Raw genomic sequence first — 24,000 nt, 5'->3', positions numbered from 1 at the left:
CAGGGATGCCGATGCACTGGCCCGCCGCCTACGCCGACTTCAACGTCTTCCGTCGCCGCCGGAGGCCCGAGCTGCGCTGCGCCGTCCGGCAGGATCGTCCGGTCCCGCGCTTCATCGACGGCGCGATCTGGGAGTTCAGCGGCACGGTGGTGGGCGAGCGGCCGCCGGCCGGCTTCCAGTCGCTGGAGGCCCATGAGGCGATGCTTTCGGCCGGCTACTACCTGTTCCGGTCGCCCGGCGCGCGGAACTGATGGCGGCCCTTCACACCGCGTCCACCTCCTCGAGATCGAGCGTGAGGGTGGCCCGCATGACGACCTTGCCGTTCTGATCCCGGACGATGGCGAGGTAGTCCTGTCGGTCCGAGACGGCGTCGAGCAGCTGGGCCACCCGCCGCATCACCTGAACCAGCCGCGCCTGCGCGGCCGCGATGTCGGGGAGGTCGAAGCCCTGGGTGTCGCGGACGAAGTTCGTTCCGTCGTGAAGGTCGATGTAGAACAGCGGCATCGCGCGCACCTGCCGTCGGCAAGCCCGCTCCGTACTACGCAGGGGGCGGCGTCCGGTACGGATACGTGGTCGCAGGTCGCACCCGGACCGTGGCGTCGTCGGCCGCGGTGAAACCTCCGCAGGATGCTTCGCATCGCGTGCACGGGAGCCGCTTGGCTGATAGGGTGCGCGCCATGGATGATGCACGCCTCGAAGAGGCTCGCGCCCGGCTCCTCACGAACTCGTCGCTGCCCGACCTGGTGGCCGCCCTGCGGGACACCGCCCGTACGATCGCCGGCGCCGACGGCATCTCGGTGGTGCTGCGGGACGGCGAGTTCTGCCACTACGTCGCCGAGGACGCGATCCGACCGCTGTGGAAGGGGCGCCGCTTCCGGCTGCAGGACTGCATCTCCGGCTGGGTCATGCTGAACAAGCGCCCGGCCGTCGTTCCCTACATTGAAGGCGATCGTCGCCTGCCCGTCGAAGCGTATCTGGCGACGGCGATGTGCAGCCTGGTGATGATCCCGATCGGCGTGCCGGAGCCCGTGGCGGCGCTCGGCGCCTACTGGAGCGCCTGGGTCGAGCCCGACGACGCCACGGTCTCGCGCCTGCAATCGCTCGCCGACATGGCGACGGCAGCGCTCGCGCGCATGCGCCCGGTGGCAGGCGGCGCCCTCCTGGAGCCAGCACTCAGCGCCTGAGCAGGCCCACCCGCATCGGCGTCCCGACGCGTCGCGCAGGATCGAAGCCATGGGCTGCCGGGACGATCCCCGAAGAACGCCCGCGCTGTGCCGGAACGTCGCACCCCGACCCTGGGTTAGCAAACGCGTGGTTCACGCCGAAACCAGGGAGAAACGCCATGAAGATCCTCACGCTGGCTCTCGCCGGCACGCTGATGCTCGGGTCCGCCGCCATTGCGGCGGAGGGCGGCTCGGGCACTACCAAGTCCGGGACCATGAACAGCACCGGCCCGAACGACGCCGGTGCCGGGTCGTCCCCGGGGGCGGCCGGAAGCGGCCCGACAACGGGCGACAAGAGCCGCTCCGGAACGTCCAACAGCACCGGGGCCAACGATGCCGGGGCCGGCTCGACGCCCGGCGCATCCGGGAAGGGCACCGCCGCACCGACCCGCTGAGTCGCGGCCGACCTGAATCGGGTGCCGGGCTCCAGCCCCGGCATCCGCCTGCGATGAGACGCGCCGCCGGTGCGGACTCGACGAACGGTCGAACCTTCGCCCCCCCCGCGCGCGATCGCGAAAGCCCGATCCGCCCCCGGAAGACCGGCCGGCGCGGTGGGCGCCGGGGAACGCACCGCAGCAGCCGACGTTCTAGCCGGGAAGCGCGGCTGTTCGCGCCCGGGTTCTCTCAGAATGTCTACGCCCAACCCCGGTCCGAGGAGCCCGTCGTCGGAGGACGGCTCGGTCGTCTGGATCCTGATGCTGGGATCGGCGCTGATCGCCCTCGTGGCGGCGCAGACCCGGAAAGGCACGCCGGCGGTCCAGCCCGCGGCCGAGCGGGTGGTCGAGCGGCGTCCGCCGCAGCGGGTGGCGCCGAGCGGGCAGGCGGGAGCGCGCTCGCATTCCGGCCGGGCGGCCCAGCGCATCGCCGAGACCCAGCCCGAGCGCGGCCGCGCCGCGACCAACCCGACCGAGATCACCGCCGCCGGCTGGAAGGACGTCGCCGTGCGCACCTTCCTCGAGTTCAACAAGGACCGGGTCCTGTCGGTGGCGGCGGGCGTCACCTTCTACACCCTGCTCTCTCTGTTTCCGGCGGTTGCGGCGCTCGTGTCCTGCTACGGCCTGTTCGCCGACGTGAACGTGATCAACGATCACCTCGCCAGCCTCCAGGGCGTGCTGCCGTCCGGGGCGATCGAGATCATCGGCGACCAGGTCAAGCGCATCGCCGCCAAGGGCGGCGGCACCCTCGGGCTGACGTTCTTCACCAGCCTGGTGCTGTCGCTGTGGAGCGCCAACGCCGCGATGAAGGCGATGTTCGACGCGCTCAACGTCGTCTACGAGGAGGAGGAGAAGCGCAGCTTCGTCATGCTGAACCTGCGCTCGCTCACCTTCACCGTCGGCGCCCTGGTGTTCACGATCTTCGCACTCGCCTCGATCGTGGTGCTGCCGGTGGTGTTCAACTTCATCGGCATCAGCGCCGGCGCCTGGTACGTCGCGGCCCTGCGCTGGCCGGCCCTGGTCCTCGTGCTGCTCGGTGGCCTGTCGCTGCTCTACCGCTACGGCCCAAGCCGCGAGCGGGCGCGTTGGCGCTGGGTCGGCGTCGGCAGCGTGGTCGCCGGCCTGCTCTGGCTCGTCGCCTCGCTGCTGTTCTCCTGGTACGTGGCGAGCTTCGGCAACTACAACGAGACCTACGGGTCGCTCGGCGCGGTGATCGGCTTCATGACCTGGATCTGGATCTCCTCGACGATCGTGCTGCTCGGCGGCGAGATCAATGCCGAGATCGAGCATCAGACCGGGCAGGACACCACGACGGGCGCGGCGCTCCCGCTCGGCGAGCGCGAGGCGCGCATGGCGGACACCGTCGGCGCGGCGGCGTGACGGGCTCGCAGCGTCAGCCCTCCGGCCCCATATCGGGCGGATCATGCATGCGGAGGACGCGATGAGCGGATCGGACACGATGTCGGCGCCGGAGACCCGGACCGAGGCCGAGTGGCGGGCGGTGCTCTCGCCCGAGCAGTATCGGGTGCTGCGCGAGCATGGCACCGAGCGCGCCGGAACGAGCTGCCTGCTGGCCGAGAAGCGTCCCGGCACCTTCACCTGCGCCGGCTGCGGCACGCCACTCTTTGTCAACGAGACCAAGTTCGAGTCCGGCACCGGCTGGCCGAGCTTCTTCGAGCCGCTGCCCGGCGCGGTGGAGACCCAGGTCGACCGCAGCCACTGGATGGTACGCACCGAGGCGCATTGCGCGCGCTGCAAGGGGCATCTCGGCCACGTCTTCGACGACGGCCCGGCGCCGACCGGCCTTCGATACTGCATGAACGGAGCATCCCTGGCGTTCACGCCGAAGGAGCCCGGGCCGGACTCGGTTTGAGGCAGGATAGTAAACGCTATCCAAGGTCCTGCGCCGCCGCGGTCTTGATTTCGGCGGCTTTTTGCTTAGTCCCTGAGTGATTGATGGGCAGCGAAGGCCCTGTCCGAAGCGGACGTGACGCGTGCGCCGCCAGGATCGACCCGCGGGACGGCCTCGCGCTCTGCGTGTGGCGCGGCCTTTCCAGCGGTCTTCGTCGCACGGAGCAGAACGGGCCGAACGGCCGGCGGTCACCGACCGCCGGAGCGTCCTTGAGCGGAGGTTGAGTATGAGCGTCGTCCGGCGGTTTCTCGTGGCACCGGCCCTGGTGCGTCTGATCCGCAAGGAGCGCGGCGGCGCCCGTATCACCGAAGGCTACTTCGCGCCGCAGGGCGGGCGGACCTCGTTCGTCCGGGTCGACGGGCAGCAATGCCATCTCGTCCTGATCACCAAGGATGCGGAGGGCGCCTCCGCCGAGGAGCGCACGGACGTGCCCCGCGCGCACGGCGACGCGCTGCTCGACGTCTGCTCCGGCAAGGCCGCCTACGACCGTACGGCGGTGTCGCTCGGGACGAAGGAGGCGGTGATCGACCGCTACGTCAGCCCGGGCAGCCTGGATCTCGTCAGCGTCACCTTCGACGAGGCCGGCGAGGCGTCGGCCTTCACCGCGCCGACCTGGTTCGGTCGCGACGTGACCGAGGATGCCGCCTATGACCGCCAGGCGCTGGCGCTCCAGGGCATTCCCTCCACCGGCGAGATCGGCCTGAGCAACGCCGCCCTCGATGCCGTCCTCGACCTGATCGAGCCGCGCTTCGGCTTCGGCCGCTACGGTGCCAACACGCGCTCGGGCGAGAAGCCCGCCGAGAAGGACGGCGTCGTCGACGCGCTGCGCCGGATCGCGGGCACCGGTGCGCCGGCCGCCGCTCCAGTGGCCGCCGCCGTCGCCGCGGCTCCCGTCGTCGAGGCGCCGCCGCCCGCGCCGGAACCGGCCGCAGCCGAGCCGACGCCGGAGCCTGCAGCCGTCCACGCACCGGAGCCGGAAGCCGCCGAGACGCCGCCTCAGGATGCGCGGATCGACGACGTGATCGAGAGCCTGTCCCAGGCCCTCGGCGCCGCGATCCAGCAGCCGCAGGAGCCCGCCTCCGACGATCCGGCCTCGACCTTCGAACGGTGGACCGTCCGCCCCCGGCGCACGCAGCAGACCTGAGCGTCTGCCGCTTCGGACCCCGACGTCACCGACCTTGGAGGACCGCCGTTGCCCCCGCAGCGGCGGTCCTTCGCGTTCGGCGGGCGACCTCAGTTGCGGATGATCACGCTGGCGCCGCCGTGGCTGCGGGCGAGGCCGAACAGCCGGCTGGCATGGCCGGGCGCGAGGCGGATGCAGCCGTGGCTGGCGCGCCGTCCGAGATGGCCCACCGCGTAGGTGCCGTGGATCGCGTAGCCGCCCCGGAAGAACATTGCGTGCGGCATCGGCGAGCCGTGATACTTGTGCGAGCGCCACATCGGTGCCATCAGCCCGACCCGGAAGTTGCCGTTCGGGGTGACGTAGCCGTTCCGTGCGGTCGAGACCGGCCAATCGTGCGAGAGCGCCCCGTCGACGTAGACGCGCATGCGTTGGCGCGACTGGTCGATCTGGGCGACGATGCCGGCGCTCGCGGGAACGACGAGGGCCAGGCTCAGGAGACCGCTCGCGGCGGTGAGGACGGCACGGACGAGGGGCACGACGAAGCTCCGGTGCTCGGAAAGGTCGGCCGACGGACGCGGACGTCCGGCGTCGACTTCGACGCGACCGCGATGACTTCAGTGCCCACTGTACTCTGCCGCGAAAAGACCGTTTTTCCTGTAGGAACAGGTTTTTGTCACACCTTCGGCGTGTCGAAATACTCAGCCGCCGTTGAGGCCCGAAGCCAACTTCGCTAGCCTCCGGCCAAATGGGAGGGTGCACGGCAAGCGTGCACGGGCGAGATCATGGCGCAGGCGATGCACGGTTCGACGAACGTAGCGGTGACCGAGAAGGCGATACGCCCGGATCCCTGGTACAAGGTGCTCTACATCCAGGTGCTGATCGCGATCGCGCTCGGCATCCTGCTCGGCTACCTCAGCCCCGATTGGGGCAAGTCGATGAAGTGGCTCGGCGACGGCTTCATCGCCCTGATCAAGATGATGATCGCGCCGATCATCTTCTGCACCATCGTGCACGGCATCGCCTCGATCGGCGACCTGAAGAAGGTCGGCCGCGTCGGCCTCAAGGCGCTGATCTATTTCGAAGTCGTCTCGAGCTTCGCGCTGCTGATCGGCATCATCGTCGGCGAGGTGGTCCGGCCGGGCGCAGGCTTCGGCGCCGACCTGTCCAAGCTCGATGCCAAGGCGGTCGAGGGCTACGCCAGCAAGGCGGCCGCCGACTCCACCGTCGCGCACATCCTCGGCCTGATCCCGAAGAGCTTCTTCGACGCGATGGCGACCGGCGACCTGCTCCAGGTGCTGCTGATCTCGATCCTCACCGGCTGCGTGCTGACCGGGATGGGCGCCAAGGGCGAGGCGATCACCCACGGCATCGACGCGGCCGGCCAGGTGTTCTTCCGCATCATCGGCCTGATCGTGAAGCTCGCTCCCATCGGCGCGTTCGGCGCGATGGCCTTCACGGTGGGCCAGTACGGCATCGGCAAGGTCATCGACCTCGCTTGGCTGGTCGGCACCTTCTACACCACCTCGCTGCTGTTCATCTTCGTGGTGCTCGGCGGGATCGCGGCCTTCTGCGGCTTCTCGATCTTCAAGTTCCTCGCCTACATCAAGGACGAGCTCCTGATCGTCCTCGGCACCTCCTCGTCGGAGACGGTGCTGCCGCACATGATGACCAAGATGAAGCGTCTCGGCGCCTCGGATTCGGTCGTCGGCCTCGTGATCCCGACGGGCTACTCGTTCAATCTCGACGGCACCAACATCTACATGACGCTCACGACGCTGTTCCTGGCGCAGGCGGTGGGCGCGGACCTCACCTTCGGGCAGTACGCGACGATCTTCCTCGTCGCGATGCTGACCTCGAAGGGCGCCTCGGGCGTCACCGGCGCGGGCTTCATCACCCTGGCGGCGACGCTGGCCGCGATCCCGGGCACCCCGGTCCCGGTGGCGGCGATGACGCTGGTGCTCGGCGTCGACAAGTTCATGTCCGAGTGCCGCGCGCTGACCAACCTGATCGGCAACGGCGTCGCGACCGTGGTCGTCTCCCGCTGGGAGGGCGAGCTCGACAAGGCCAAGCTCAACCAGGTGATGGCGCACCCCGTCTCGATCGGCACGCACATCTCCGACGAGACGCCCGAGCCGATGACGGTCGAGAGCGGTCCGCGCGCGCCGAAGGTCGCCGCCGCGGAGTGAGCGCATCGCATACCGGGGCGGCCCACCGCCTCGGCATCGATCTCGGAGGCACCAAGACCGCCGGCATCGTCCTCGATGCCGGCGGTCGCGTTCTGGCCGAGGCCCGCCTTCCGACACCCCGGAACGATTACGCCGGCACGGTGCGAACGATCGCGGACCTCGTCGCCAGGCTGGAGGCGGAGGCGGGCGGCACCAGCACGGTCGGCGTCGGGATGCCGGGCGCGATCTCGCCGGCCACCGGCCTCGTGAAGAACGCGAACTCGCACTGGCTCAACGGGCAACGGTTCGGTGCCGATCTCGAGACCGCGCTCGGACGGTCCGTCCGCATCGAGAACGATGCGAACTGCCTCGCCGTGTCCGAGGCGGTCGACGGCGCAGGCGCCGGGTCGAGCCTGGTCTGGGCGGTGATCCTCGGGACCGGCGTCGGATCGGGCATCGCCTGGGATCGGCGCCCGCTCGCCGGCCGCGGCCGCATCGCCGGGGAATGGGGCCACAACCCGCTGCCGCGGCCCGGCGACGACGAGCGGCCCGGCCCGGCCTGCTATTGCGGACGTCGCGGCTGCATCGAAACCTGGGTGTCGGGGCCGGGCCTCGCGGCCGACCACGCCCGCCGCACCGGGATCGCAGTCTCGGGCGAGGCCGTGGTCGGGGCGATGCGCGAGGGCGACGTCGTCGCGACAGCGACCTTCGCCGCCTATCTCGACCGGCTCGGCCGCAGCGTCGCTCACGTGGTCAACATCCTCGATCCCGATGTCGTCGTGATCGGCGGCGGGCTCTCGCTGGTCCCGGAACTGATCGCCGGCCTGCCGGCGGCGACCGCACCGCACGTCTTCTCGGACCGCTTCGACACGCCGATCCGCGAGAGCCTACATGGCGACGCCTCGGGCGTGCGCGGTGCGGCCTGGCTGTGGAACGCCGGATAGCCCGGCGCTTGCCCGGCACGCGCGAAAAGGCACTTGTCACCAGCCGCGATCGGACATAAAGATATCTTTATGTCTAACGATCGCGCCAGCCCGACGGCACCGGTCTCCTTCCCCGACGCGCTGGGCGTGTTGCGGGCGGCGGCGGAGGAGACGCGCCTGCGTATTTTGGCGCTGCTGTCCGAGGGCGAGCTCTCGGTCTCCGACCTTACCGACATCCTCGGCCAGTCCCAGCCGCGGATCTCGCGCCATCTCAAGCTCCTGGTCGAAGCCGGGCTGATCGAGCGCCACCGCGAGGGGGCATGGGCGTTCTTCCGGCTCGCGGAGACTCGCGCCGGCCTGGTCGACCCGCTGATCGCCGGCCTGTCGCGCGACGGCGCGCCGTTGTCCGAGGATCGCGCCCGCCTCGACGCGGTCCGCAGCCAGCGGGCAGAAACCGCAAAGACCTTTTTCGCGCGGTTGGCACCGAAATGGGACGAGCTGCGCTCGCTCCACGTGCCCGAGGCCACCGTCGAGGCGGCGGTGCTCGCGGCCTTGGGCAATCGTCCGGTCCGCAGCCTGATCGATCTCGGGACCGGCACCGGGCGGATGCTCGGGTTGCTGGCGCCGCTCGCCGGGCGGGCGACCGGGCTCGATTCGAGCCACGCCATGCTCTCGGTCGCGCGCGCCAACCTGGAACGGATGGGGTTGGCGCGGGTCGACCTGCGCCAGGGCGACATCCACGCCCCGCCCTTCGCCCGCGGCAGCTTCGACCTCGTGGTGGTGCATCAGGTGCTGCATTACCTCGACGAGCCGGCGCGGGCGCTGCGCGAGGCCGCCCGCCTCGTCGCACCGGGCGGCCGCCTGCTGGTGGTCGACTTCGCCCCGCACGACCTCGAGTTCCTGCGCGAGTCGCAGGCCCACCGCCGTCTCGGCTTCGCCGCCGATCAGGTCTCGGGCTGGCTGTCCGAGGCCGGGCTCGACACCGTGGTGACCCGCGACCTCGCGCCGACCGAGCAGGCCCAGCTCACCGTCACCCTCTGGCTCGCGGCGGACGGCCGTGTCGCCCCCGAAGCCAGCCAGCCCGAACGCGCCGTCGCCTGAGGCGGCCGACGCCCTTCCACGATCGTCTGAACCGAACGACATTGAGGACGAAGCCCATGCCGAACGCCAACCGCCACCGCGCCAGCCGCGACGGCTACCACCCGATCCGCGTCTCGATCGAGTTCTTCCCGCCGAAGACCGAGGAGATGGAGAAGATCCTGTGGTCCTCGATCGAGCGGCTGGCGCCGCTTGGGCCGAAATTCGTCTCGGTGACCTACGGGGCCGGCGGCTCGACCCGCGAGCGCACCCACAACACCGTGGCCCGCATGGTGACCGAGACCGGCCTCAAGCCGGCCGCCCACCTGACCTGCGTGGACGCGACCCGCGACGAGATCGACGCGGTGGTGCAGTCCTACTGGGATGCCGGCGTGCGCCACATCGTGGCGCTGCGCGGCGATCCCGTCGAGGGCGTCGGCCACGCCTATCGCCCGCATCCCGGCGGCTACGCGCAGACCTCGGACCTCGTCGCCGGCATCAAGCGCATCGGCGACTTCAAGGTCTCGGTCTCGGCCTATCCCGAGAAGCACCCCGAGGCCGCCTCGCTCGACGCCGACATCGACGCGCTGAAGGCCAAGGTCGACGCCGGCGCCGACCAGGCGATCACGCAGTTCTTCTTCGAGAACGACGTCTACCTGCGCTACGTCGACAAGGTGCGCGCCGCCGGCATCGACATCCCGATCATCCCCGGCATCCTGCCGGTGCAGAACTTCAAGCAGGCCGCCAACTTCGCCCGCCGCACCGGCGCTTCGGTGCCGTATTGGCTGGCGGCGCGCTTCGACGGGCTCGAGGGCGACGTCGAGACCCGGCGGCTGGTGGCGGCGGCGGTGGCGGCCGAGCAGGTGCTCGACCTCGTCGACGAGGGCGTCAACGACTTCCACTTCTACTCGATGAACCGCTCCGACCTCGTCTACGCGATCTGCCACCTGCTCGGCCTGCGCGCCCAGGCACCGAAGGTGGCGACGGCGAAGGCGGCCTGATCGATCGACCTCCCGTCATCCCGGGGCGCCGCGGGCGCGCCCGGGATCCAGACGCGCGAACCTTGCCGACAAGTCTTTGACGGCAGCCGAAACCGGCCTTCCGGACCCGTCGCGGTTCTGGATTCCGGGCTCCGCTGCGCGGCCCCGGAATGACGAGTGAGACATCCATGACCGACCTTCGTCCCGTCGACGGCACCGAGATCGAAGCCGCCCTGCGCCAGCGCGCGCGGGAGAAGATCCTCGTCCTCGACGGGGCGATGGGCACCGTGATCCAGCGCCTCGGCTACGGCGAGGCCGACTTCCGCGGCGAGCGCTTCAAGGACCACGCCCACGACCAGAAGGGCAACAACGACCTGCTGATCCTGACGCAGCCCGATGCGATCCGGCAGATCCACCTCGACTACTTCCTCGCCGGCGCCGACGTCTGCGAGACCAACACCTTCTCCGGCACCACGATCGCGCAAGCCGATTACGGCATGGAATCGGTGATCCACGAGCTGAACGCGCAGGGCGCGCGCCTCGCCCGCGAGGCCGCCAAGCTCGCCGAGGAGCAGGACGGCCGCCGCCGGTTCGTCGCCGGCGCCGTCGGTCCGACCAACCGCACGCTCTCGATCTCGCCGGACGTGAACAACCCCGGCTACCGCGCCGTAACCTTCGATCAGGTCAAGCAGGCCTATGCCGAGCAGGTCCGCGGCCTGATGGACGGCGGCGCCGAGCTGATCCTGATCGAGACGATCTTCGACACGCTGAACGCCAAGGCGGCGATCGCCGCCACCTGGCAGGTGTTCGACGAGCGCGGCGTCACCCTGCCGATCCAGATCTCCGGCACGATCACCGACCTGTCCGGGCGCACCCTGTCGGGCCAGACCCCCGAGGCGTTCTGGAACGCGCTGCGCCATTGCCGGCCGCTGACCTTCGGCCTCAACTGCGCGCTGGGCGCCCGCGAGATGCGCGGCCACATTTCGGAGCTGTCCCGCGTCTGCGACACGCTGGTCTGCGCCTACCCGAATGCCGGCCTGCCCAACGAGTTCGGCCTCTACGACGAGAGCCCGGAGGCGATGGCCAAGCTCGTCGCCGAGTTCGCCGAGGGCGGCATCGTCAACATGGTCGGCGGCTGCTGCGGCACCACGCCGGACCACATCCGCGCCATCTCCGAGGCCGTCGCCGGCAAGACGCCGCGGGTAATTCCTGAGATCGCGCCGCTGATGCGCCTGTCCGGCCTGGAGCCGTTCACGCTGACGAAGGAGATCCCCTTCGTGAACGTCGGCGAGCGCACCAACGTCACCGGCTCGGCCAAGTTCAGGAAGCTCGTCACCGCCGGCGACTACGCCGCCGCCCTCGACGTCGCCCGCGACCAGGTCGCGGCCGGGGCCAGCATCATCGACGTCAACATGGACGAGGGCCTGCTCGATTCCGAGAAGGCGATGGTCGAGTTCCTCAACCTGGTCGCCGCCGAGCCCGACATCGCCCGCGTGCCGGTGATGGTCGATTCCTCGAAGTTCCACGTCATCGAAGCCGGCCTGAAGTGCATCCAGGGCAAGGCGATCGTGAACTCGATCTCGATGAAGGAGGGCATCGAGAAGTTCGTTCACGACGCGAAGGTGTGCCGCTCCTACGGCGCGGCCGTGGTGGTGATGGCCTTCGACGAGGACGGCCAGGCCGACACGCTCGAGCGCAAGGTCGAGATCTGCACCCGGGCCTACAAGGTGCTGACCGAGGAGGTCGGCTTCCCGCCCGAGGACATCATCTTCGATCCGAACGTGTTCGCGGTCGCGACCGGCATCGAGGAGCACAACGGCTACGGCGTTGCCTTCATCGAGGCGACCCGCATCATCCGCGAGACGCTGCCCCACGCCCACATCTCGGGCGGCATCTCGAACCTGAGCTTCGCCTTCCGCGGCAACGAGCCGGTGCGCGAGGCGATGCACGCGGTGTTCCTGTACCACGCGATCAAGGTCGGCATGGACATGGGCATCGTCAACGCGGGCCAGCTCGCGGTCTACGACCAGCTGCCGGCGGAGCTGCGCGAGCTGTGCGAGGACGTGGTCCTGAACCGGCGCGACGACGCCACCGACCGCCTTCTGGAGGCGGCTGAGCGCTTCAAGAGCGGCGCATCGGCCCAGGCCAAGACCGCCGACTTGACCTGGCGCGAGGGCACCGTCGAGAAGCGCATCGAGCACGCGCTGGTCAACGGCATCACCGAGTACATCCTCGCCGACACCGAGGAGGCCCGCCAGGGCGTGGCGCGGCCGCTCCACGTCATCGAGGGCCCGCTCATGGCCGGCATGAACGTAGTCGGCGACCTGTTCGGCTCGGGCAAGATGTTCCTGCCGCAGGTGGTGAAGTCCGCCCGCGTGATGAAGCAGGCGGTGGCCTACCTCGAGCCGTACATGGAGGCGGAAAAGCTCGCCAACGGCGGCGACGGGCAGCGCCGCGCCGCCGGCAAGGTGCTGATGGCCACCGTGAAGGGCGACGTCCACGACATCGGCAAGAACATCGTCGGCGTGGTCCTGGCCTGCAACAACTACGAGATCATCGACCTCGGCGTGATGGTGCCGGCGACCAAGATCCTCGAGGTCGCCAAGCGCGAGAACGTCGACATCGTCGGCCTCTCCGGGCTGATCACGCCGTCGCTGGACGAGATGGTGCACGTCGCCGCCGAGATGGAGCGCGAGGGCTTCGACGTGCCGCTGCTGATCGGCGGCGCCACCACCAGCCGCGTCCACACCGCGGTGAAGATCCACCCGTCCTACCAGCGCGGGCAGGCGATCTACGTTACCGATGCCAGCCGCGCGGTCGGCGTGGTCTCGAGCCTGATCTCGAAGGAGACCCGCGGCGGGGTGATCGAGAAGGTGCAGGCGGAATACGCCAAGGTCGCCGACGCCCACGCTCGCTCGGAGCTCGACAAGCAGCGCCTGCCGCTGGCCAAGGCCCGCGCCAACGCGTTCAAGATCGACTGGACCGATTACGCGCCGAAGAAGCCGAGCTTCACCGGGACGCGCGTCTACGGCTCGTACGAGGTGGCCGACCTCGTGCCCTACATCGACTGGACGCCGTTCCTGCAGACCTACGAGTTCAAGGGCCGCTACCCCGCGATCTTCGAGGACCCGAACCAGGGCCCGGCGGCCAAGGCCCTGTTCGAGGACGCGCAGGCGATGCTCAAGCAGATCGTCGCCGAGCGCTGGTTCAACCCGAAGGCGATCCTCGGCTTCTGGCCGGCCAACGCGGTCGGCGACGACATCCGCCTCTACACCGGCGAGAGCCGCTCGGAGACGTTGGCGACCTTCCACGGCCTGCGCCAGCAGCTGTCGAAGCGCGACGGGCGGCCGAACACCTGCCTGTCGGACTTCGTGGCGCCTGCCGAGACCGGGATCGCCGACTACGTCGGCGGCTTCGTCGTCACGGCGGGCCTGGAAGAGGTGCGGATCGCGGAGAAGTTCGAGCGCGCCAACGACGACTACCGCTCGATCCTGGTCAAGGCGCTCGCCGACCGCATCGCCGAGGCGTTTGCCGAGCGCATGCACGAGCGCGTGCGGCGCGAGTTCTGGGGCTACGCGGCGGACGAGACCTACACGCCGGAAGAACTGGTGCGCGAGGAATACGACGGCATCCGCCCGGCCCCGGGCTACCCGTCGCAGCCCGATCACACCGAGAAGGTCACGCTGTTCGACCTGCTCCAGGCCGAGCGCCGCATCGGCGTGAAGCTCACCGAATCCTACGCGATGTGGCCGGGCTCGTCGGTCTCCGGCCTCTACCTCGCCCACCCGAAGGCGCACTACTTCGGCGTCGCCAAGGTGGAGCGCGACCAGGTCGAGGACTACGCGATGCGCAAGGGCATGGACCTGCACGCCGTGGAGCGCTGGCTCGGACCGATCCTCAACTACGATCCGGCGCGCTACCTGGCGGTGGCGGCGGAGTAGGCCGCCTCGACTTTGCGGCTCCGGCCTCCCGATCTATCCTCGTGACGGACATCGGGAGGTCGGCATGTCGAACATCGCGAAGATCATCCGATCGGACGGGGAGGAGGCGGTACAATTGCCGCCCGGTTTCCAGTTCGAGGGCGACACGGTGCGGATCCGACGCGACGGCGAGGCGGTCATCCTCGAACCGATCGTGGATGAGTGGGCTTGGCTCGAAGCCATCGCCGTCAAGCTCGACCCTGACGTCCTCGATGCCATCCTGAAAGCCACGGATGAAGATGTGCCGCAGCAAGACCGCCCGGCGCTCGACGAACTCTGATGCTCTATCTGCTTGATACCAATGTCGTAGTGGCTTTGCTGAAGCAACGACAACGGGTTTGGGAGCGGTTGCGAGCACATCGGCGGCGCGATTTCGGTGTTTCGGCGATTGTTTCGCACGAGTTGTTCTTCGGCGCCTATCATGGTGATCGCCAAGACGAAACGCTCGCCGGGATCGATGCCCTGCGCTTCCCCGTGATCGATTTCACCGTCGCCGACGCCCGCCAGGCCGGCGAGATCCGTGCGGGCCTCGCCGCGGCCGGAACGCCGATCGGCCCCTACGACGTCCTGATCGCCGGGCAGGCGCTCGCGCGCGACGTGACGCTCGTCACCCGCAACGTCCGCGAATTCTCGCGCGTCCCCGGCCTGCGGGTCGTGGATTGGGAAGGCGGCGGCGCATAAGCCGGCGCCTGTGTCCCGGCGGAGCTTGACCGGGCGGCCCTCGCGGCTTCAATGCCCGTGCGGGTCGTCCGCGGGTCGGTTGCGTGGAGACGGGTATGAAGCGGCTGGCGTTTGTCATCGCCGTCGCGACGGGCCTCGCGGTCACCGGATGCACCGGGTTTTCCCACATCTCCAAGACCTATGTCAGCCTGACGCCCCAGGTCGTGACGATTTCCTGCAACGACCCGTACGAGGTCTACGACCAGCGCCAGCAACGGCGGATGCTGATCGTCTCGAACGCGGTGCGCGAGTTCACCGGCTGCGGCATCGGCGACCGCTATGCCGACCGCGACCCCGGCGAGACGCGGGCGGCGCGCTTCCGCCTAGCGGCGCGGACCTACCTCGACGAGACGGTGCGCGAGGATTGCAGGATCACCGGCGAGACGGTGTTCACCGACCTGCAGACCGAGTTCGTCTACGCCTGCGGCGCCCCGATCGAGCCGCGCACCGCGAAGGTTCCGCGCCTGCCCGGGCGCACCAATCCCGGCATCGGGCTGCGCTGAGCCGCTATCGCTTGGCGGGCTGCGGGAAGCTGCGCTCTGCGGCGTCGCCCGAGGCGGCGAGCAGCGTGCGGGCGAAGGCGCGCGCCTCCGCCCGGCTCAGGCTGAGGATGGCGGTGACCGGTTTTCCGTCGAGGTCGGGCAGCCCGAGCTCGAGGCGCACGCCGTCGCCCGCCGCCGCCGCGGACAGGCTCCAGCCGCGTTCGCCCGCGGGGCCCGGTTCCTGCTCCGGATCGCTCATCGTCGTGCATTCCCGTTCGGTCGCCGTCCTGCATGACCGATCGCGCCCGCGGAGGCCAGAGCCGGCGCCGGGCTTTATCGAGGCGGCCGCCCGGTCCGGCGGTTGACGAAGCCCTCCGGGGATGATGTCTGCGCGGCCGACCGCGCCTCGCCGGGGCGCCGCTTCCAAGGCCGAGAGACATGTCCGAGATCTGGTTCCGCACGGGCGAGGCGACGGTGCTCGCCGCCGAGGGGCAATACACCGACGCGATGCCCGAGGTGCTGATCGGCTCGACGCGGGGCCCGGTCGGCCAGGCCTTCGCCGGCATGATGGGCCAGGTGCAGGGCCACACCCGGATGTTCGTGGTGCGCGACCTCAACCAGCTCGTGCGCCCGGCGACGATGATGACCACGAAGGTCACGATCCACACCGCGGAATACGCCGAGCTTCTCGGCGGCGTGGTTCAGGCCGCGACCGGCGACGCGATCGTCGATTGCGTGATCGAGGGCATCCTGCCCAAGGACGGCTTGGACGAGCTGTGCATGATCATCATGATCTGGCTCGACGAGCGCTGCGGCGCCGATCCGAACGTGGACCGCAAGGACCTCTACCGCACAAACTACGAGGCGACGAAGCTCGCCATCGGCCGGGCCATGCGGGGCGAGCCGACGATCGAGGAGCTGATCGCCAACCGCAAGACGGTGAAGCATTACGCGCTCGAGGACGTCGTCGAGTACTGATGCGAACGCTTAGGCCGTCCTCCGCGCGCGTGCCAGGGAGGTGCGCGCGTAGAGGTCGACGACCCGGCAATCCAGGCCGGCGGCGGGCAGGATCAGGCGCTCGCCGGGATCGGTCAGGCGTCGCGTGATCCAGCCGCCCGGGTCGCGGATGGCGAGCGTCACCGCGACGACCCGCTGTTCGATCAGCAGGACGACCTCGCACATCGGCAGGGCCTGGTAGCCTGCCAGCTTGATCGCGATCTTCCCGCGGTTCGAGCCCGAGGGCTTCCGGCGGTCGCTGGTGGAGATGATCTCGGCGCGAGGTAGCAGGTCCCGGAAACGCTTCGGCCGGGCTCGACGTCGGATCGATCGATCACGGCGGCGTCGGGAACGTAGGCGTTCCCCTCGATCACCGGCCGCAGGTCGATCGCCGGGTTCTGCAGGACCACCCGGTCCGAGCCGATCCGTTCGAGGTCCTCGCTCAGCCGCCGGTCGAGGTTTCCGGCGATGATCTGATGATCGATGCTCGGCTGCGCCTGCATGACGAAACGCCCTTCGATGAGTTCCTATTTCTCCTCGTCGGGGCGGGACGCGACGAAGTCCCAGAAGCTTCGATGCGCGTTGAGGCGGGAAGCATCCGTCAGCAAGGCGGGCATGATGGGCTCCGTGCCGAGAACGTCTGCGAGAGAGATCGGCCCGGCCGCACGACCGGTCAAGCGCATGTCAGCCCGGCGGGATGCGGCCGACCGAGCAGAGGGTGCGGATCGAGCCGGTGCTGTCGGTGTAGCAGCTCGCCGACCAGCCGTTCTGCTGGACGAACGACTTGCGCCGCTCCGAGAGCGCGGTGGCATGCGCCGTGGCGATGATGGCCTGGACCGCGCCGGCCGACTCGCCGACGAGCAGCTCGGAGGCGATCGACAGGTCGCGGAAGAAGGCGGCCGACGGCGTCGTCTCGCCGGAGCTCGCCTGGACGATCGGCTCGGCCCGGCAGGTCAGGTCGAGCTTGATCGCGCCGGGCACCCGGATGTCGATGCTGGGGCCGGCGCGGCGCCCGACCTTGCCGCCTGTGGCGGCGGCGATCCTCTGAGCGAGGCCGTCGCATTCGTCGGCGCGGGCAGCGGCGGGGATCAGCAGGAGGCAGGCGAGGGCGAAGCGAAGCATGGCCGCACCATACGCGCAGCCGGTCGGCTGTCGAGGCTCGGCGCGCGGCGCCCTCAATGGAAATCCCGGCTGCGATAGGTCCGCCGGTCGGTGGGAGCCCCGAAATCGTTGGTCTCGGGCGGCAGGCGCACGCCGCCGGTGCGAAGCTCGAGCAACTCCTCCGTCAGGTCGCGGAACCGCTCGGCGACGAGGTGGACCACGCCCTCGGCCCGCTGCACCCGGCCCTGCACCGCGAGGAAGCGGGCGTTCATCGCGGCGCGGCGGTTGGCCTCGAACACCTTCTTCCAGACGATGACGTTGGCGATGCCGGTCTCGTCCTCGATGGTCAGGAACACCACGCCCTTGGCGGTGCCGGGCCGCTGCCGCGTCAGCACCAGCCCGGCCACGGTGACGCGGCCGTTCTGGGGAAAGCCCGGATCGTGGTGCTCGCGGGCCGGGACGGCGCCGATCCGGGCGAGCCGGGCGCGGAAGAACGCGACCGGGTGGCCCTTCAGCGAGAGCCCGGTGGCGGAATAATCCTCGGCCACCTGCTCGGAAGCCGGCATCGGCGGCAGCGCCACGGTCGGCTCGTCGCGGAAGAGCCCGTCGTCGGCATGGAAGGCGAAGAGCGGCAACGGCGCCTCCAGCAGGTGCGCGCGCCGGCCGAGGGCTTCGTCCGGCACGGGCTTGGCGATGCGACCGCCCTCCAGCGTCCGCACCATCCACAGGGCCGCCCGCCGGTCGAGGTCGAGGGAGCGGAACGCGTCGGCCTCGGCCAGCCGCTCCAGCGCGTTGCGGGGCAGCGCCAAGGCCGCCTGCAGGCCCTCGATGCTGGCATAGCCGTTGGCCCGCAACGCCACGAGCCGGCGCATCGCAGCCTGCGGCAGCCCGGTGATCTGCCGCAGACCGATCCGCACCGCGAGCCGCTTCGGCACCCCGGGCGGGGGAGCCTCCGCGGCCGGCTCTAGGGTGCAGTCCCAGTCGCTGGCGTTGACGTCGGGCCCGCGCACCTCGACGCCGTGGGCGCGGGCGTCGCGCACCAGCTGCGCCGGCTGGTAGAAGCCCATCGGCTGCGAATTGAGGATCGCGGCCAGGAACACGTCCGGGTGCCGGCATTTCAGCCAGGCCGAGGCGTAGACCAGCAGCGCGAAGCTCGCCGCATGGCTCTCCGGGAAGCCGTAGGTGGAGAACCCGCGGATCTGCGCGAAGCAGCGCTCGGCGAAGTCCCTCGGGTAGCCCCGTCCGGTCATCCCGCCGATGAACTTCTCCTCGAAGCCGCCGATCGTGCCGACGTGCCGGAAGGTCGCCATCGCCCGGCGCAGGCCGTCGGCCTCGGCCGGGGTGAAGCCGGCCGCGGTGATCGCGATCTGCATGGCGTGCTCCTGGAACAGCGGCACGCCGAAGGTCTTTTCGAGGACCTTCTCCAACTCGTTGGCCGGCCCGTGATCGGGGTGGGGGGCCGGGTATTCCACCGGTTCGGCACCCGACCGCCGCCGCAGGTAGGGGTGCACCATGTCCCCCTGGATCGGGCCGGGGCGGACGATCGCGACCTGCACCACGAGGTCGTAGAATGCGTTCGGCTTCAGCCGCGGCAGCATCGACATCTGCGCCCGGCTTTCGACCTGGAACACGCCGACGGAATCGGCCTTCGACAGCATCGCGTAGACCTCCGGCTCCTCCGGCGGCAGGTCGGCGAGGGTCGGGTAGTCGAGGCCGTAGTCGCGGGCCAGGAAATCGAGCCCGCGGCGGATGCAGGTGAGCATGCCGAGCGCCAGCACGTCGACCTTCATCAGGCCGACCACGTCGATGTCGTCCTTGTCCCATTCGATGAAGGTGCGGTCGGGCATCGCGGCGTTGCCGACCGGCACGGTCTCGTCGAGCCGCCCGCGGGTCAGAACGAACCCGCCGACGTGCTGCGACAAGTGCCGTGGGAAGCCGATCAGCGAGACCGCGAGGTCCACCGCCTGCCGGATCGCCGGGTTTCCGGGATCGAGGCCGGCCTGGGCCACGTGCTTGTCCGGCAGGTCCTTGCTCCACGACCCCCACACGGTCTCGGCGAGCGAGGCGGTGATGTCCTCGGTCAGCCCCAGCACCTTGCCGACCTCGCGGATGGCCGAGCGCGGGCGGTAGTGGATCACCGTCGAGCAGATCGCCGCGCGCTCGCGGCCGTACTTGCCGTAGAGGTACTGGATCACCTCCTCGCGGCGCTCGTGCTCGAAGTCGACGTCGATGTCGGGCGGCTCGTCGCGGTTCTCGGAGATGAAGCGGGCGAACAGCAGGCGGATCTGGGTCGGGTCGACCGCGGTGATGCCGAGGCAGAAGCACACGGCGGAGTTGGCGGCCGAGCCGCGGCCCTGGCACAGGATGCCCCGGCCGCGCGCGAACTCCACGATGTCGCGGATGGTGAGGAAGTACTGCGCGTAGTTCATCTTCGCGATGAGGGCGAGCTCCCCATGAAGCGTCCTCTCGATGTCCTTGGGGACGCCTTCGGGGAAGCGCCAGCGCGCGCAGTCCCAGACCCGTTCCTCCAGGTAGTCCTGGGGCGTCCGGTTCGGCGGCACCGGCTCCTCGGGGTACTCGTAGCTCAGCATCCCGAGGGAGAAGCCGCAGGCCTCCGCGATCTCGACCGTGCGGGCGAGCGCCTCCGGATGGTCGGCGAACAGCCGCGCCATCTCCGACGGCGGCTTGAGATGGCGCTCGGCGTTGGCTTCCAGGCGGTAGCCGGCATCCGCGAGGGTGCAGCCCTCGCGGATGCAGGCGATCACGTCCTGCAGCGGTCGCCGGTCGGGATGGTGGTAGAGCGCGTCGGACACCGCGACCATCGGCGCGCCTAGGCGATGCCCGAGCTCGGCGAGGAGGCCGAGACGCCGGCGCTCGTCGCCGCGGTGGCGGTGGCTGGCACCGAGCCAGACCCTTCCGGGGGCGGCGGCCGCCAGCGCCTCGACCCGGGCGGAGAAGGCCGCGGGCGGCACCAGCCGCCGGCCGGGGGGCATCGCGATGAAGACCTGGCCCTCGGCCGCCTCCAGCATCTCCGCGAAGGAGAAGCGGCATTCGCCCTTGCGCGCCCGCCGGTTGCCCGAGGACAGCAGCCGGCACAGGCGGCCGTAGCCCGCCCGATCCATCGGGTAGGTCACCGCCTCGAACCCGTCCTCGGTGACGAGCCGCACCCCCGGCAGGAACGGGATGTTCCAGATGTCCTTCGCGCCCGGTCGCTCCGGCTTCACCCGCGCCGCCGCATAGGCGCGGACCACCCCGGCGAGGGTGTTGCGGTCGGCGATGCCGATGGCGCGGAGCCCGTAGGCGATCGCCTGCTCGACGTATTCCTGCGGATGCGAGGCGCCGCGCAGGAACGAGAAGTTGGTCGAGACGGCCAGTTCCGCGTAAGCCGCCGCCGTCACGCGAACAGCCCGTGCACGAACCAGGCGGCCGGCCGGTCGGCCAGGTTCGGGCCGTCGCGGTAGAGCCAGAGCCGGCGGCCGGATTCGCACTCGACGACGTAGTAGTCGCGCGGGACGCCGGACTCGCGCCACCATTCGGGCGCGATCCGTTCCGGCCCTTCCGAATGCGCGATCCGATGGAGGCGGGAGCGCCAGCGGAAGCGGCGCGGCGGCCCCTCCGGCACCAGGGCGATCACGTCCTCGGCCGCCTCGCCGCGGTCGAACAGCACCAGCGGCCGGGGACCGATGCCGGCATCGGGATCGGGCCAGTGCAGGACGACGCGCTCGATGCGCCAAGGTTCGGTGTCCCAGGGGGCGATGCGGTCGGCGCGCTCGGGCACGTGGCTCGCACGGGGGCTCAGGCGGATCACGGGTCGGCCGAAGCGCTGGCGCAGGGCGTCGGCGAGGCCGGCGGTCCGGTCGTCCTGAGGGGCGGGGCCGGTGGCGAGGGTAGCCTGGCGGCCGGGCATCGGGCCGGTGGCGGACACGTCCAGGCGGACCGTCTCGAAGCCGAAGCCGGCATCCAGGCCAGAGCCGAGCCGTTCGAGCCGAAGCTGCAGCAGGCGCGCGACGTGGTCGGGGCTGCGGCTCGGCTCGGACAGGCCGAGGTCGAGGGCGCGCACCACGTCGTCGACCCGGTGCAGCGACAGGCGAAAGCCGCGGGCGCCGAGCCCGTCCGCCTCCAGGCGCGGCGCGATCTCGGCCATCAGCCGCCGCACCGTGGCGACGATGATCTCCTGGCTGCCGATCGGATCGAGGAAGCCGCGGGCGGCGCCGTAGCGCACGGGCTCCGTGACCGGGACGAGCGGCTCCGGCCGGCACCCGGCCGCCTGGTCGAGGCGAACGAGGAGCGCCGCGCCGAAGCGGCGGGCCAGCGGCGGGCGCGGCGCGTCGAGGACGGCGCCGATCCTGCGCAGGCCGAGCCGCTTCAGGGCGACGGCGACGGCTGGCTCGCAGCGCAGGGCCTCGACGGGGAGGGGCCTCAGGGCCTGCTCGGTCCTCTCCGATGGGACGCACATGGTCTCGCCGCGCCCGTATCGCGCGAGGGCGAAGGCCGCGCCGGGCGTGTCGGCGAGCGCGATCCGTGCCGGGATCCCGGATCGCGCGAGGCGCGCGGCGAGGTCCGCGACCAGATCGGCTTCGCCGCCCAGGAGGTGGGCCGCCCCCGTGACGTCGAGGTACAGGCCGTCGCAGGCCTCGGCCGGGCCGAAGGGGACGACGCACGGCGTGTAGCGCTGCGCCCAGAGGCAGAGCCTGGCGAACGCCGCCGCGTCGGCGGCCGGATCGGCCGGGTGGACGTGGAGCGGGGTCGAGATCCGCGCCCGCACGCGGCCCAGCGGCTCGCCGCGTCGCAGGCCGAGGGCGGCTGCGGCGGGGTTCACGGCGGTGAGCCGTAGGCCGCCGGCCCCGGCGGCGGCGATCACCAGGGGGACGCCGTCATCCGGCGCGGCTCCCGCGCGCATCAGGCGCGCGACGGGCCACTCCGTCAGGCAGATCGAAACGATGCGCGGCATGATCCCACTCCAGGAGCCAGTCGCCCGGCCGGCCGTTGCGGCAGCGGTCGAGCCGTGCGCGCCAACGGGGACGCAGGGTGCAGCCGAACCGGTCGCGCGCCGCGCCGCCGGCCGCGATCCGCCAGCGCGTCGCCGCGCCGTTCGGCAAGTCGGCCCGGCCGGGCCGCAGGATGAGGAGAAGGGGCGGCGCGGTGCGGAAGGATCCGGCGGCCAGCTGCAGGCGCCGGCCCGGCTTCAGCGGAAGCCCATCCGCGACGAGCCCGGCCACCGCCGCGAGGTGCCCGGCGCGCAGCGTCTCCTCGAGGGCACCGAACACGGAAGCGTCGGCCTCGGCCTCCAGCAGCAGCAGGCGCCCCGGATCGAGACCGAGCCCGGTGAGGCCGTGGCCGTAGGGGATGGGATGGCCGGGGGCGACGACGAGGAGGGCGTCGCCCGCCGCCCGCGCGAGATGGCGGGCGACCAGGGCCAGCACGAAACCGAGGGCCGAGGCTTCGTCGCCCGCGCCCTCGGGGGCGACCTCGTGCAGGAGGCCGAGGCCGAGGCCTCCGCCGGGAAGCCGCGCGTCGAGGTCGGCGACGCCCAACGGCAGCACGCCGCCCGCGCCGGGGCGCCGCTCCGCGTCGAGGCGGGCCCGCAATTCCGCGAGCCGTTCCGCCGTGGACGGTCCCTGCTCATCCGGCTCGTCACGCGACCGCTCCATCCCGTCCCAGCTCCGACATGACGTCAGATAGGAACAAAACAAGAACACTTTCAAACGGTTTCGCACCGCCCGAAAATAGTCCCGCCGGGGCAGCAGCTTGGCCTGTGGACGGGTGTGGAAGGGTGTGGATCGGCTCCATTTGGAGGCGGCCATGGCCAGGGTTGACCCCGGTGGCAGCCGGGCGGCAATGTCCCGCCGCCGCGCGATCCGGCGGCGGGGAATGTCCGACATGATCCTTCATCGCGCGCGCTTCGCCACGCTGATCGCCGGATGCCTCGTCCTCGGCGGCGGCGCGCAGGCCCAGCAGCCGGCGGCGCCTGGAATCGATGCGCCCGCCGCGTCCGCACCGGCCCGCCAGCGTGCGCGTCGGCCTCAGGCGCCGTCCCAGCCGATCATGGTCTACGACGCCCGCATCGAGGCCGGCGACCTGCGGATCTCAGGTTCGGTGCGCAAGGGCGGCGCCGTCGTGGTGATGGACGAGGACGTGTCGGTGATGGCCGATTCCCGCGGCCGCTTCCTGTTCCGTCTGCCCTACCGACCGGGCAGCTGCGTCGTGTCGCTGAAGAGCAACGAGGACGAGCGCGAGTCCGTGATCGCCAACTGCGCCCCCGAGGGACAGGCCGGCGCCAAGGGCGAGACCGGGGTGCGCGGCGAGCCCGGCCCGCAGGGCGTGGCGGGGCTTCCCGGCCCGGCCGGACCGGCGGGCGAGGCCGGCCCGAAGGGCGAGACGGGTCCCAGAGGCGAGATGGGTCCTAAGGGCGAGACGGGTCCGAAAGGGGAGGCGGGCCCCAGAGGCGCGGCCGGCCCCCAGGGAGATGCGGGACAGAAGGGGGAGGCCGGCCCGGCGGGACCTGCCGCCGCCGCGCTCCCTGCCGCGGCCCCAGCAACGCCGTTCCGGGCGGTACGGAGCGAGACCTGCCCGGCCACCGGCTGCGAGATCGCCTGCGCGGGCGGCGAGGTCTTCGTCTCGGCCTACTGCCTCAAGGCCGGCACCCCGGTCTTCTCGCAAGGCACCGACGGGACGGCAACCGCTTCCTGCCCGTCGGAAGCCGCCGGCATGGTCGGGTTCTGCGCGCGGATGTGACGGTCGCGTCACCGGATCGATCGCGCGAGGCACGGCACGCTCCCTCTCCCGTGGGAGAGGGTTGGGGTGAGGGGCGTGACTCCTCCGCAAAGCTCACGCCCCTCAACCTGTCCTTCTCCTTATGGGAGATGGGACCCGCGCTTCGAACC

General features: G+C 70.8%; 24 protein-coding genes. 16 read left to right on the top strand and 8 right to left on the bottom strand.

Annotated features, from left to right (window positions below; all coding sequences use genetic code 11):
• Positions 1-11: 11 nt before the first annotated feature.
• Positions 12-251, top strand: a complete 240-nt coding sequence (locus MKK68_RS27905; RefSeq protein WP_147724686.1) for a hypothetical protein — start codon at positions 12-14, stop codon at positions 249-251.
• 10 nt (positions 252-261) lie between these two features.
• On the opposite strand, the gene MKK68_RS27900 is transcribed toward MKK68_RS27905, so the two are convergent.
• The gene (locus MKK68_RS27900; RefSeq protein WP_147724688.1) at positions 262-504 is read right to left on the bottom strand and encodes a DUF6894 family protein; all 243 of its coding nucleotides are present in this window, start codon (positions 502-504) and stop codon (positions 262-264) included.
• Positions 505-677: 173 nt separating this feature from the next.
• On the opposite strand from MKK68_RS27900, the gene MKK68_RS27895 reads away from it, so the two are divergent.
• The 5 genes from MKK68_RS27895 (at position 678) to MKK68_RS27875 (ending at position 4,713) form a co-directional block, all read left to right on the top strand.
• Positions 678-1,184, top strand: coding sequence for a GAF domain-containing protein (locus tag MKK68_RS27895; RefSeq protein ID WP_244033574.1), 507 nt, complete (start codon positions 678-680; stop codon positions 1,182-1,184).
• A gap of 158 nt (positions 1,185-1,342) precedes the next feature.
• Complete coding sequence (locus MKK68_RS27890; protein WP_147724692.1) at positions 1,343-1,618, top strand: hypothetical protein; 276 nt, start codon at positions 1,343-1,345, stop codon at positions 1,616-1,618.
• Between the two features lie 234 nt (positions 1,619-1,852).
• Positions 1,853-3,037, top strand: a complete 1,185-nt coding sequence (locus MKK68_RS27885; RefSeq protein ID WP_243936608.1) for a YihY/virulence factor BrkB family protein — start codon at positions 1,853-1,855, stop codon at positions 3,035-3,037.
• Positions 3,038-3,098: 61 nt separating this feature from the next.
• Positions 3,099-3,530 carry a peptide-methionine (R)-S-oxide reductase MsrB gene (msrB, locus tag MKK68_RS27880; protein ID WP_147729550.1) on the top strand — a complete coding sequence of 144 codons (432 nt, stop codon included), beginning with the start codon at positions 3,099-3,101 and terminating at the stop codon, positions 3,528-3,530.
• 265 nt (positions 3,531-3,795) lie between these two features.
• Positions 3,796-4,713 (top strand): hypothetical protein, encoded by a 918-nt coding sequence (locus tag MKK68_RS27875; protein ID WP_147862883.1) that lies wholly within the window; start codon positions 3,796-3,798, stop codon positions 4,711-4,713.
• A gap of 89 nt (positions 4,714-4,802) precedes the next feature.
• Here MKK68_RS27875 and MKK68_RS27870 read toward each other — a convergent pair whose 3' ends face one another.
• Entirely contained in the window at positions 4,803-5,228 is a 426-nt protein-coding gene (locus tag MKK68_RS27870) for a L,D-transpeptidase (RefSeq protein WP_243934567.1), read from the bottom strand.
• Between the two features lie 258 nt (positions 5,229-5,486).
• Here MKK68_RS27870 and MKK68_RS27865 point away from each other — a divergent pair, with 258 nt between their 5' ends.
• The 8 genes from MKK68_RS27865 (at position 5,487) to MKK68_RS27830 (ending at position 15,040) form a co-directional block, all read left to right on the top strand.
• Entirely contained in the window at positions 5,487-6,878 is a 1,392-nt protein-coding gene (locus tag MKK68_RS27865; protein ID WP_243948967.1) for a dicarboxylate/amino acid:cation symporter, read from the top strand.
• A complete protein-coding gene (locus MKK68_RS27860; protein WP_244033573.1) occupies positions 6,875-7,801 on the top strand; it encodes an ROK family protein in 927 nt (308 codons plus the stop codon). The genes MKK68_RS27865 and MKK68_RS27860 overlap by 4 nt, the downstream gene beginning before the upstream one ends.
• Positions 7,802-7,870: 69 nt before the next feature.
• On the top strand, positions 7,871-8,881 hold the full coding sequence (locus MKK68_RS27855; RefSeq protein ID WP_244033572.1) for an ArsR/SmtB family transcription factor: 1,011 nt from the start codon (positions 7,871-7,873) through the stop codon (positions 8,879-8,881).
• 56 nt (positions 8,882-8,937) lie between these two features.
• Positions 8,938-9,858, top strand: a complete 921-nt coding sequence (gene metF / locus MKK68_RS27850) for a methylenetetrahydrofolate reductase [NAD(P)H] (RefSeq protein ID WP_244033571.1) — start codon at positions 8,938-8,940, stop codon at positions 9,856-9,858.
• A gap of 167 nt (positions 9,859-10,025) precedes the next feature.
• Positions 10,026-13,778, top strand: a complete 3,753-nt coding sequence (gene metH / locus MKK68_RS27845) for a methionine synthase (protein ID WP_243948963.1) — start codon at positions 10,026-10,028, stop codon at positions 13,776-13,778.
• A 64-nt stretch (positions 13,779-13,842) separates the two neighbouring features.
• The gene (locus tag MKK68_RS27840; RefSeq protein ID WP_243948961.1) at positions 13,843-14,097 is read left to right on the top strand and encodes an antitoxin; all 255 of its coding nucleotides are present in this window, start codon (positions 13,843-13,845) and stop codon (positions 14,095-14,097) included.
• A complete protein-coding gene (locus MKK68_RS27835) occupies positions 14,097-14,498 on the top strand; it encodes a type II toxin-antitoxin system VapC family toxin (protein WP_243948959.1) in 402 nt (133 codons plus the stop codon). The genes MKK68_RS27840 and MKK68_RS27835 overlap by 1 nt, the downstream gene beginning before the upstream one ends.
• Positions 14,499-14,593: 95 nt before the next feature.
• Complete coding sequence (locus MKK68_RS27830; protein WP_147728159.1) at positions 14,594-15,040, top strand: hypothetical protein; 447 nt, start codon at positions 14,594-14,596, stop codon at positions 15,038-15,040.
• Between the two features lie 4 nt (positions 15,041-15,044).
• On the opposite strand, the gene MKK68_RS27825 is transcribed toward MKK68_RS27830, so the two are convergent.
• The gene (locus tag MKK68_RS27825; protein WP_243934574.1) at positions 15,045-15,278 is read right to left on the bottom strand and encodes a hypothetical protein; all 234 of its coding nucleotides are present in this window, start codon (positions 15,276-15,278) and stop codon (positions 15,045-15,047) included.
• 179 nt (positions 15,279-15,457) lie between these two features.
• On the opposite strand from MKK68_RS27825, the gene fae reads away from it, so the two are divergent.
• Complete coding sequence (gene fae / locus MKK68_RS27820; RefSeq protein ID WP_147728265.1) at positions 15,458-15,997, top strand: formaldehyde-activating enzyme; 540 nt, start codon at positions 15,458-15,460, stop codon at positions 15,995-15,997.
• Positions 15,998-16,006: 9 nt separating this feature from the next.
• On the opposite strand, the gene MKK68_RS27815 is transcribed toward fae, so the two are convergent.
• The 5 genes from MKK68_RS27815 to MKK68_RS27795 all read right to left on the bottom strand — a co-directional run bounded on the left by MKK68_RS27815 (position 16,007) and on the right by MKK68_RS27795 (position 22,998).
• The gene (locus MKK68_RS27815; RefSeq protein WP_244033570.1) at positions 16,007-16,201 is read right to left on the bottom strand and encodes a hypothetical protein; all 195 of its coding nucleotides are present in this window, start codon (positions 16,199-16,201) and stop codon (positions 16,007-16,009) included.
• Positions 16,202-16,699: 498 nt separating this feature from the next.
• Positions 16,700-17,137, bottom strand: coding sequence for a hypothetical protein (locus MKK68_RS27810; protein WP_147728264.1), 438 nt, complete (start codon positions 17,135-17,137; stop codon positions 16,700-16,702).
• 53 nt (positions 17,138-17,190) lie between these two features.
• Complete coding sequence (locus MKK68_RS27805; RefSeq protein ID WP_244033569.1) at positions 17,191-20,514, bottom strand: error-prone DNA polymerase; 3,324 nt, start codon at positions 20,512-20,514, stop codon at positions 17,191-17,193.
• Positions 20,511-22,067 carry a Y-family DNA polymerase gene (locus MKK68_RS27800; protein WP_244033568.1) on the bottom strand — a complete coding sequence of 519 codons (1,557 nt, stop codon included), beginning with the start codon at positions 22,065-22,067 and terminating at the stop codon, positions 20,511-20,513. The genes MKK68_RS27805 and MKK68_RS27800 overlap by 4 nt, the downstream gene beginning before the upstream one ends.
• Entirely contained in the window at positions 21,991-22,998 is a 1,008-nt protein-coding gene (locus MKK68_RS27795; protein WP_244033567.1) for an ImuA family protein, read from the bottom strand. Before MKK68_RS27795 ends, MKK68_RS27800 begins: the two co-directional genes overlap by 77 nt.
• Between MKK68_RS27795 and MKK68_RS27790 the strand changes: the two genes are divergently transcribed.
• Entirely contained in the window at positions 22,997-23,851 is an 855-nt protein-coding gene (locus tag MKK68_RS27790) for a collagen-like protein (RefSeq protein WP_147729812.1), read from the top strand. The genes MKK68_RS27795 and MKK68_RS27790 overlap by 2 nt on opposite strands.
• Positions 23,852-24,000 lie beyond the last annotated feature (149 nt).

Origin of the sequence: Methylobacterium sp. E-016 (genome assembly GCF_022829745.1) — a bacterium.
Taxonomy (GTDB): Bacteria; Pseudomonadota; Alphaproteobacteria; order Rhizobiales; family Beijerinckiaceae; genus Methylobacterium.
This window is presented reverse-complemented; position numbering and strand designations above follow the sequence as displayed.